We start from the raw sequence: 9,719 nt of genomic DNA, 5'->3' as shown, positions 1-9,719 counted from the left end.
AAGCGCAACACCGAGCACTCGTCAGCCACTACAAACGACGAGGCCACAGCCCTTGAAATGAGCTTCCGTCACACCAAACGCGGTTGCAGTACTAGGGCGACAATTACACCGACGGAGGCAAGGAGTGCGACGAATTTCCCTTCGCCTCCACCTATCAGGGATCCGCCATTGAGGAGTACGACGTCCACGTAGAGAGGAACAACTACTCCGCAATGCCCCTGGACGGCAAGCAGAACGGTGCCGCCGGCAATCTGCTCGCCGGTTTCTACACGAACAACCGCATGATTGACGGACCGGAAGACGGCTTCATCGTCAAGATCAGCTGACCGAGGATGCGGGCTCGCCCCAAGTGTTACCCCTTGGAGCGAGCCCGCTTCGTCACCGCTGGAGCCAGAAGTCGACGACGTACTTCTCCGCGCCGTAGGCGACCCCTTCTTGCTCGGACACCCGCTTGGCCTCGGCCCTCCCCGAGCAGCTCACCCGAACCCGCCACCGGCCCGGGGCGCCCAGGCTGATCAGATCGGGCAAGCGGCCATGGACCGTCGACCAGACCGCGACATCCCCGGTGGCCGACTCGAAGTTGACCTCATCCTGCTCGTCCCAGGGCCCTCCACCCGCCTCTGGCTCCATGTCCCAGACCCGCACCTGCACCTCGGCGTCGTGGGTATGCGCGCCGCTGTACACATCAATCCTGCGCACGTGCTGGGTCAGGAAGCCGCCTTGCACATATGCCTGGTTGTATGGCACCGGGACCAAGCTGTCGTCCGACTCCTGGAAGGCGAAACTGTTGAAGGAAACCCGCACGTCAAGCACGTCTTCTCGAACCAATAAGGCCACGAAAGCACTCCATTCCTCGGCCGGCAGGAAAGATCAAACGACACTCTAACCTTGATCTTTCGTGATTGATCGTCAGCTTCGACTGGCGGCCCATTCGTCGTTGTGGAATGTGTGCGGGCATGCAGGGGGCCCGATCGTCGCATCGGGTGGGCGCCGGGTTCCACGGTTCCGGTCGGTGGCTTTTCTGCTCGTCGGGGCGGGTCGTTGCTGGTCAGCCTGGGTTCGGGAGGGTGTCGAGCCGTCTTATCGCGTCTGTGATCACGTCGGTCCATGGCCAGTGTCCGGCGAATCGCAGGTGTCGTTGGCGGGCGGTGGTGATGATTTGGGCAGCGGCGGAGAACAGCCGCAACCGCAGACGGTGGGGCTCCCAGAGTCGGGGTTTGCCGGTCAGAGCGAGCATCGGCATCCAGGCGAGCAAGTCGAGGGCGAGCTGGACGATCTCCAGCCAGATCCGGTTCTGCGCGGTCTCGCGCAGGGGCAGGTTCCGCAGACCGGTGGCCCGCGCGTTGCGAATGCGGTCCTCTGCCCTGGCCCGTCGGCGGTGCCTCAGTTCCAGGTCTGTGATCGCCCCGCCAGTCGTATTGGTGGCGAAGCAGGTGAGTCGTAGTCCGTCTACGTCTGTGAACCGCAACTGGGCGCCGGGGTGGGGTCGTTCCTTGCGGACGATCAGCCGGATCCCCTTCGGCCAGCCCTTGAGCACGTCGCCGCCGAGTTCGGCGGTCCAAGCGCCGTCGCGGATCTCACCGCCCGGCTCGACCGCCGGACTCCAGGCGGAGGCCGGGACCTTCCACACGGCCTGATGAATCTGCTCAGTGATGATCATCCCGACGAGTACGACAGCCACCGGCCCCGTTTTGTGAGCCAGGCGAGAAACTCATGGGTGCCGCCCGCGGAGTCGGTACGGATCAGTGTGGACCGGCCGCGCCGGTGGCGTTTGGGGAGCTGGGCCAGGGCGATTTGGGTGGCGGTGATGTGGTCGGCGGCGGTGTTGGATCCCGCGTTCCCGGGTCGTAGCAGGGCTGCCACCGGCTCCCCGGTGCCACCACTTCCGTGGTCGACGAAGCCCATCAGTGAGTGATGTCCAAACGACTTCTTCCAGGTCGCGGCCGCGTCCTGCTTGTCGGAGTGGGCCAGGACCAGCACTCCGTCCAGGTCCACGATCACCTGGCCGCCCGCATCCGGAGAAGCGTCCTTGGCCAACGCCCAGACGTACTCGCGTACTTCGGCCCGCGCCGAGCGGATCGCGGTCAGGGCCTTGTCCCCGGCCGCGGCGAGGGCGTCGATCAGCCGGGAGACCGTTGGGTCGGAGGCCACCGGCCCGAACACAGCCGGCTCGGCCCGCAACATTCCTGCATCGGCCAGGCAGTCCCCGCCCAGCGCGACCGCGAGAGCCACATCCAGCAGGATCTTGCCCGGATCGTGCACCGCCCGAGGCCGCCGCCACGGCGTCAGCGCCGCCGATATCGCGCTATCCAGGCCGGTCTTACGGGCGGTCTCGACCAGCAGCACCCCGCCGGCCTGCGAGACCACCCCGCTCCCGCCGCCCTCGATGCGAACACGCGGATAGGACCCGATACGCTTCTTCACCTGAGGAGTGCTTCTTTCATGCGACGACCCGGACCCTAGACAAGTCCCATCGTTGCAGGTCAGAAGCACTCTTCGCGTTTTCGATCACGCATCGGACACCCGGCCAGGTGAAAGCCCGAGGCTAGAGGTCGAGCCAGACCGCGTGATCCGGTGCCAGCAAACCGTCCTCGACGGAGGTGCTGCCGAGGAGGACGGAGGAGTGGTCGGGGAGTGGGTAGGGGGTGGCGGAGAGGTTGACCACGCAGACGAAGCCAGGGTCGCGGCGGAAAGCGAGGACGCCGGGGGGCGCGTCGAGCCAGGTCATGGTGCCGTCGCCGAGGGCGGGGTGTTCGCGGCGCAGGCGCAGGGCGGTGCGGTACAGCTCCAGAATGGAGTTCTGGTCGCCGGTCTGTGCCTCGACAGTGAGCTCGTTCCAGTTGGCGGGCTGGGGCAGCCAGGGGGCGGTGGTGGCGTTGTCGGGGCTGAAGCCGAACGGCGGGTGCTGCCCGGACCAGGGGATGGGCACCCGGCAGCCGTCGCGGCCGGTGTCGGTGTGTCCGGAGCGTTCCCAGATGGGGTCCTGCAGGACGTCCTTGGGCAGGTCTTCGACTTCAGGAAGGCCGAGTTCCTCGCCCTGGTAGATGTAGGCGCCGCCGGGGAGGGCGAGGGTGAGGAGGGCGGCGGCGCGGGCGCGACGTGTGCCCAGGGGCAGGTCGAGGGGGCCGCCGGGTTCGTAGCGCTCGCCGGCGGCCCAGCGCTTGGCGGCGTTTCGGCCGTAGCGGCTGGGGTGGCGCATGACGTCGTGGTTGGAGAGGACCCAGGTGGCTGGTGCGCCGACGGCACCGAGCATGGCGAGGGAGTCGTCGATGACCGTGCGCAGGTTCTCCGGGTTCCAGTCGGCCATGAGGAAGTCGAAATTGAAGGCGGTGTGCAGGGCGTCCTTGCGGACATAGGCGGCGAGGCGCTCCGGGGTGTCCGCCCAGGCTTCGGCGACGAAGCACCGCTCCCCGTCGAACTCGTCGGCGACCTTGCGCCAGGCGCGGAAGATGTCGTGTACCTCGTCGCGGTCCCAGTGCGGGTGGTCGAGGTGCTGCCGGGGCTCTTGGGCCGCCGCGTCCGGTTGGGGTAGGAGGTCGGGCAGTTCGGGGTCCTTGACAAGGCCGTGGGCGACATCGATGCGGAAGCCGTCCACGCCCCGGCCGAACCAGAACCGCAGGACGGCTTCGAACTCGGCTTGGACATCGGGGTGGTTCCAGTTGAGGTCGGGCTGCTCGGGGGCGAACAGGTGCAGGTACCAGTCGCCGTCGGGCAGCCGGGTCCATGCGGGGCCGCCGAATTCGGAGACCCAGTTGTTGGGCGGCCGGGTGCCGTCGGGGCCTCGGCCGGGCCGGAAGACGTACCGCTCCCGCTCCGGGCTGCCGGGGCCTGAGGCCAGGGCTGTCTGGAACCAGGCGTGTTGGTCGGAGGTGTGGTTCGGGACGATGTCGGGGATGACGCGGATCCCGTGCCGGTGCGCCTCCGTGATGAGCTGTTCGGCGTCGGCCACGGTGCCGAACAGCTCATCGATCGCGCGGTAGTCGGCCACGTCGTAACCGTGGTCGGCCATCGGCGACTTGTACCAGGGATTGATCCAGATGGCGTCCACGCCGAGCGACTTGAGATACGGCAGCCGGGAGCGGATGCCGGCGATGTCGCCGATGCCGTCGCCGTCGCTGTCGGAGAAACTGCGGATGTAGACCTGGTAGATGACGGCGCTGCGCCACCAGGGTGAGGTGCCGGGAACGGACATGTGGCTGGTTGCTCCTTGAACGAGGGGTGGCTGATTTGCCGGTCCGGCGGTCGGCCCGGCGACGATGCGTAGCTGGAAGAGCGGCACCAGGATGACCGGCATCCTTGCCGGCTTCCGGCTTCCGGCTTCCGGCTTCCGGCTTCCGGCTTCCGGCTTCCGAAGGGAGTTTTGGACGGGGTGGCGCTGTCTGCATGCCAGGCCGGTTCGTCGTCGGCAGGGCGACGAGGAACTCGTTCCAGGCCACGACGAAGGTGGTGATCGCGACGGTGTAGCGCCCGGCTCGGCGAGCGGGACGACTACGTTGCGGAACGTCTCCCTGACGGTCCAGACGGCTGCGACGGCCGGTCGCCGGGCCTGCGCAGCCGACAGCCTGCCAGCATGTTGGCGCCGGGTTTGGCCAGTGGTGTCAGGCCGTAGAAGATGCGTGGTGAGCCGTCGAGGGTGAGGGTCACCTTGCCCTGGGCCGGTGACAGCTGCCGGCTGCGGCCGATGGCGTCCAGCTCGCGTACGGCGTTGCCGGTGGTGACCGTGAGGTGGGTCTTGGTCGGCCAGGGGTCGGTCCAGGCCTCGGGCGCGGGGAAGTGCCAGTCGGTGCGCCGGCCGGAGGTGTTGAGCAGGTAGCCGTCGGCCCGGTTCCACAGGACGACCGCTGGGCCGTCGGGCGTGTCGAACCACAGGCCGAAGGTCTGTGGTTCGGGGAAGGTCAGCCACCCCCGGAAGACGGCCTGGTCGAGTGCGCGGGCCGCGTTCGCGTACGCCAGGAGCGACGGCTTCGGGCTGAGGTCACGGTTCATCAGCCCGTAGTGGTATTCGACGTTGCCCGGGTCGGCGACCTGCGGCATGCCCAGCACACTGTCGTGGAACTGGTACCAGCACACACAGGTGACGCCTTCGGCCTTGGCCAGAGCCAGGCTGAGCAGGACATTCTCGGCGGCGTGCCGGTAGGTGTCGTGCCACCAGCTGTTCGGCTTGGTCGGCGCGTAGGCCTCGGTCAGCCAGATCTCCTTCTCACCGTGCTGCGCCATCAGCGCCTTGAGCTGCTTCAGGCCGCCGTAGAAGTTCCAGTACGTGCCTTCTGCTCCGGTGCTCCAGTCGTCGCCCGGCGGTATGTAGTCCGGGGTGAAGTTGCCGCGGCCGGGGTGATAGGCGAACGCGTCGATCAGGTCCCAGCCGCCGGCGGCGATGAAGTTCTCCACCCAGGGCCTGTCCATCCCGGCGAGCCCGTTGTTCATCAGCTTGACTGCGGTGCCGGTCGCAGCCCGGTGGTCGAATACCGGCCGCAGCGCCTTGTCCAGGTATGCCTGGGCGGCTGTTCCCGTGTTGAACGGCCGGTTCAGTTCGTTGCCGACCTCGAAGTAGCCGGCTCCGGCCCCTTGCGCCACAGTCAGTTTGTCGGCCGCCCAGGTCGCGGCCTCGGTGTCGGTCGCGTCGAGGGACGGCTGCAGCTCGATGTTGTGGCGCATGCCCCGTGCGTCGAACACCGAGGGCGGCAGGCCCGGGCCGCCGTCGTAGGCGATGCGGACCAGGGAGATGCCGGCCCGCTGCCAGAGGTCAAGTACGGCGTCGGCGCTGGGCCGTTGCAGCCATGGGTAGTTGGCGATCCCGAACATGCCGTCCGCGCCGGCCTGATAGGTGAACGGCGGCAGGGTCGCGAGGTTGGTCCGGGCGAACGCCTCGTCGCCTGCGGACCGTACGACGACCTCGGCGAACGCGATACCGGCGGCCGGGGCGGGCACGGTGAAGGTGTGCTGCCAGGTGCCCGCGGCGGCGATGCTGCCGGTCACGGTGGTGGCGGCGATCTGGGCGCCGTCGAAGTCGCGTACCGACAGCTCCAGTTCGGCCGTACGTGCCGCACCGCCGTTGGCGACCAGGGCGGTGAGCCGCATCGGCTCGCCGGGCACCTGGTAGAGGTTGAAGTCTCTGTCGGTGGTCAGCTCCAGGCCGAGTTCGCGGCCGCGGCCGATGGTGGCTGTGGCCGACGGCCTGGTCTCGGAGAAGTAGAAGTCGGCCCGGCTGGTCCACCCGCCGGCCGGGTCGGCCGTTCCCGGTGCGTGGATCCAGGTCGTGTTCGTCCATGCCTGGAGTGAGCGGTCCAGCAGGAACAGCCCGTGCCGGCTGCCCCAGGTCGAGGTATGTGCGACGCCGGCGGTCTCCTCGTAAGGGATGCCGCCGCGGGCGTCGCGGACCCAATCGGTGATCGCGAGGTAGTCGTCGGGCGCGGTCGGCGCCTGGATCGCCCGGCTGAACAGGAAGCCGTCCGGCACCAGGGTGCCCGCGCCGGTGATCCGCCACTCCAGCCGGGCGTGCTCGGTGGTGACGCTGAACCAGCCTGTGACGGTCGTCGGCCCGGCGGCCGCGTCGAAGGTGTAGTCCATCCGGATCGCCGGTGTCCCGTCCGGCAGGGTGGCCAGTGCGGGGGTGCCGCCGGTCGACAGGTGGATACCGGTGAGCCGGTCCTTGATCTGGAACTTCGACCCGGCGCTGCGGGTGACACCGGCTGCGTCGCGGATGGCGAGCCGGCCGCCGATGCCTGCCAGCAGGCTGATCCCGCCGGCGGTCAGGGTGACATCGCCGTCCGCGGCATGGGCCGTCACGGCGGTGGGCTCGGTGATCAGCACAACGCCGGCCGCGAGCACCGCGCCGAGAAGACCGCGACGGCTGAGGCGGGCGCCTTCGGCATGTGAGGTTGTCATCGTCTGCTCCTGTCTGGCCGAGAACGATTTTGATAATGCCTATCTTCAACGTCGTGACACGGACGGTCTCAACTAGGCATGCCTTTGGTCAAGGGGTATTGCGCTTTTGTTTCGAGCGGTTTAACGTCACCGACGTCCGCTGAAGTTACGCATTATCACCGGAGGATCAATGCCAACGAAGCCGCGCCGGGTCACCCAGCGCGAGATCGCCGAGATCGCGGGGGTCAGCCAGACCACCGTCTCGGTGGTGCTGAACGATCGTGAGGGCACGAACGTGCGCATCCCGGAAGAGACCCGGGCGCGGGTCAAGCAGGCGCTTGAGCAGGCGACCTACGTCGCCGATCCGGCCGCCCGCCGGCTGGCCGGTCTGGACAACCAGATCATCGGCGTCTTCACCTACGAGGAGGCTCTGTCGCCGGAGAGCCTCGACTTCTACGGTCCGCTGCTGAACGGCATCGAACGCGCGGCCGAGCAGATCGGCTGGGACCTGCTGTTCTTCACGTCCTCACCGGTGGAGAACGGCACCCGCAGCCTGTTCCACCGCAAGACCCGGCTGCGGCTCACCGACGGCTGCGTCCTGCTCGGCCAGCAGATGGTCGGCTCCGAGCTGGAACGGCTGGTCGCCGAGCAGTTCCCGTTCGTCGCGGTCGGCCGCAGGGATGAGACGGCCGCGGCCGTGCCGTACGTCGGCGTCGACTACGTCACCCCGGCGCACACCCTGATCGACCTGGCTGCGAACAGCGGACACCGCCAGGCGCTGTACGTACACCGCGGCCGGGACACTGCCACCGCCCGGGACCGGCGCGGCGCGGTCGAGGCCGCTTCGGCGGCGGGCCGCATGGCGTTCATGCTGGTGGGTGACGAGCGGGTTGCCGAGCTGCCCCGGCTGGCCCGGGCCACGGAGGCCACGCTAATCATCGCCGAGGACGCCTTCCTCACCGAGGATGTCATCCTCTCGCTCGTCGGTGCCGAGGTGGACGTGCCCAACGAGATCTCGGTCGCTGCGTTCGGTGAGGTCCGCGGTCATCGCACCGACGGACGGGCACTGACGGGCTTTCGCGTGCCACGCAAACAGGTCGCCGCCGAAGCACTTGAACTGCTCCAGCAGCTGATCACCACCGACCCGCAGGAGTGGGCCGATCTGGACACCCAGCGGCTCCTGGCGGCCGAGGTCGAAGCGGGCGGCACCATCGCCGCCCGGACAGCGGGGCGGTCGTGAACAGGATCGCCACAGAGGTGGCGGTCATCGGCGGCGGTCTTGGCTCTGTGGCAGCCGCTCTCGCGCTGCTGCAGCGCGGACACCGCGTGGTGATGACCGAGGAGTACCCGTGGCTGGGCGGCCAGCTGACGTCGCAGGCGGTGCCACCGGACGAGCACATCTGGGTGGAGCAGTTCGGCGTAACCGCCCGCTATCGGACACTGCGGGAGAACATCCGCCGCTACTACCGGGACCACTACCCGCTGGCGGCGGCGGCTCGCGCGGACCGTGAACTCAACCCGGGGCGCGGCCGGGTGAGCCGGCTGTGCCACGAGCCGCGGGTGGCGCTCGCGGTGATCGATGCTCTCCTCGCACCGTACCGGTCGAGCGGCCGGCTGACCGTCCTTCAGCCCGCGGTCCCGGTCGGGGCCGAGACCGTGGACGGGGTGGTCCGCACGGTCACGGTCGCGGATCCGCGGACCGGGGCGCAGAGCGTGATCACGGCGGAGTTCGTGCTGGACGGCACCGAGACCGGTGATCTGCTGCCGCTGACCGGCACCGAGTACGTCGTCGGCGCCGAGGCGCGGTCCGACACCGGTGAACCGAGCGCTCCCGATGTCGCCGACCCGGCCAACGTGCAGTCGATCGCATGGTGTTTCGTCTTCGACCACACCGCCGGGGACCACACGATCGCCCGGCCCGACGACTACGACGACTGGCGCTCGTTCGAACTGCCCTACTGGGGTGCGCCGATGCTGTCGTTCACCGCACCCGATCCGCGCACCCTGGCGCCGGGGCAGCGCACCATGATCGTGAATCCGGAGCAGGACGTCTCCGGTGATCCGCGGTTCGACGCCGGCGATCAGGACCTGTGGCAGTTCCGGCGGATCGCCGCCCGGCAGACCTTCGCCGACGGCCTGTACGACAGCGACATCGTGCTGGCCAACTGGCCCCAGCTGGACTATGTCGGCGGCTCGATCATCGACACCGCCGAACGACTGCAGCACTTGGCTGCGGCGAAGGCGCAGTCCCGGGCCTACGTCCACTGGCTGCAGACCGAGGCGCCCCGGCCCGACGGCGGCCGAGGCTGGCCAGGACTGCGGCTGCGCGGGGACCTGGTGGGAACCGACGACGGCTTCGCACAGGCCCCGTACATCCGGGAATCCCGCCGGATCAAGGCGCTGACCACCGTCCGCGAGCAGGACATCTCGGTGAAGGCCCGAGGGTCCGACGGGCCGGCCCGCTTCGACGCATCCGTCGGGGTGGGGATGTACCGGATCGACCTGCACCCCTCGACAGGCGGCGACAACTACATCGACGTCGAGTCGGCACCGTTCGAGATCCCGCTGGGCGCCCTGGTCCCGGTCCGGACCCAGAATCTGCTCCCCGCCGCCAAGAACATCGGCACCACCCACATCACCAACGGCGCCTACCGGCTCCACCCAGTCGAATGGAACATCGGCGAGTCCGCGGGCGAACTCACCGCGTTCTGCCTCGACCGCGGACTGAGCCCGCAGCAGGTCACCGCCGAACCCGCACTCGTCGACCAACTCCAACGCCGGCTGACCGAGGCCGGCGTCGAACTTCACTGGCCCGAGGTCGTCGGCTACTGAGCCGGACCGGACACCCCGCACAT

Annotated in this window: 5 protein-coding genes and 1 pseudogene; 2 read left to right on the top strand and 4 right to left on the bottom strand. The window is 68.6% G+C overall.

Annotated elements, in window-relative coordinates:
- Positions 1-378 precede the first annotated feature (378 nt).
- The 4 genes and pseudogenes from ACFVT1_RS34275 to ACFVT1_RS34260 all read right to left on the bottom strand — a co-directional run bounded on the left by ACFVT1_RS34275 (position 379) and on the right by ACFVT1_RS34260 (position 6,885).
- A complete protein-coding gene (locus ACFVT1_RS34275; protein WP_389802770.1) occupies positions 379-837 on the bottom strand; it encodes a hypothetical protein in 459 nt (152 codons plus the stop codon).
- A gap of 211 nt (positions 838-1,048) precedes the next feature.
- Positions 1,049-2,424: pseudogene (locus tag ACFVT1_RS34270) on the bottom strand (IS1380 family transposase).
- Positions 2,425-2,545: 121 nt separating this feature from the next.
- Positions 2,546-4,192, bottom strand: coding sequence for a glycoside hydrolase family 13 protein (locus tag ACFVT1_RS34265; RefSeq protein WP_389802767.1), 1,647 nt, complete (start codon positions 4,190-4,192; stop codon positions 2,546-2,548).
- Positions 4,193-4,488: 296 nt separating this feature from the next.
- A complete protein-coding gene (locus ACFVT1_RS34260) occupies positions 4,489-6,885 on the bottom strand; it encodes a hypothetical protein (protein WP_389802764.1) in 2,397 nt (798 codons plus the stop codon).
- Positions 6,886-7,054: 169 nt separating this feature from the next.
- Here ACFVT1_RS34260 and ACFVT1_RS34255 point away from each other — a divergent pair, with 169 nt between their 5' ends.
- Positions 7,055-8,104, top strand: a complete 1,050-nt coding sequence (locus tag ACFVT1_RS34255; RefSeq protein ID WP_389802761.1) for a LacI family DNA-binding transcriptional regulator — start codon at positions 7,055-7,057, stop codon at positions 8,102-8,104.
- Positions 8,105-8,109: 5 nt separating this feature from the next.
- On the top strand, positions 8,110-9,696 hold the full coding sequence (locus ACFVT1_RS34250) for an FAD-dependent oxidoreductase (RefSeq protein ID WP_389802791.1): 1,587 nt from the start codon (positions 8,110-8,112) through the stop codon (positions 9,694-9,696).
- The last annotated feature ends 23 nt before the right edge of the window (positions 9,697-9,719 follow it).

Source organism: Streptomyces sp. NPDC057963 (genome assembly GCF_042887155.1).
Taxonomy (GTDB): domain Bacteria; phylum Actinomycetota; class Actinomycetes; order Streptomycetales; family Streptomycetaceae; genus Streptomyces.
This window is presented reverse-complemented; position numbering and strand designations above follow the sequence as displayed.

What these genes read in the sequence shown, in the direction of transcription:
- ACFVT1_RS34255 (WP_389802761.1), top strand. Translation starts at nt 7,055, where the DNA reads ATGCCAACGAAGCCGCGCCGGGTCACCCAGCGCGAGATCGCCGAGATC.
- ACFVT1_RS34265 (WP_389802767.1), bottom strand. Translation starts at nt 4,192, where the DNA reads ATGTCCGTTCCCGGCACCTCACCCTGGTGGCGCAGCGCCGTCATCTAC.
- ACFVT1_RS34260 (WP_389802764.1), bottom strand. Translation starts at nt 6,885, where the DNA reads ATGACAACCTCACATGCCGAAGGCGCCCGCCTCAGCCGTCGCGGTCTT.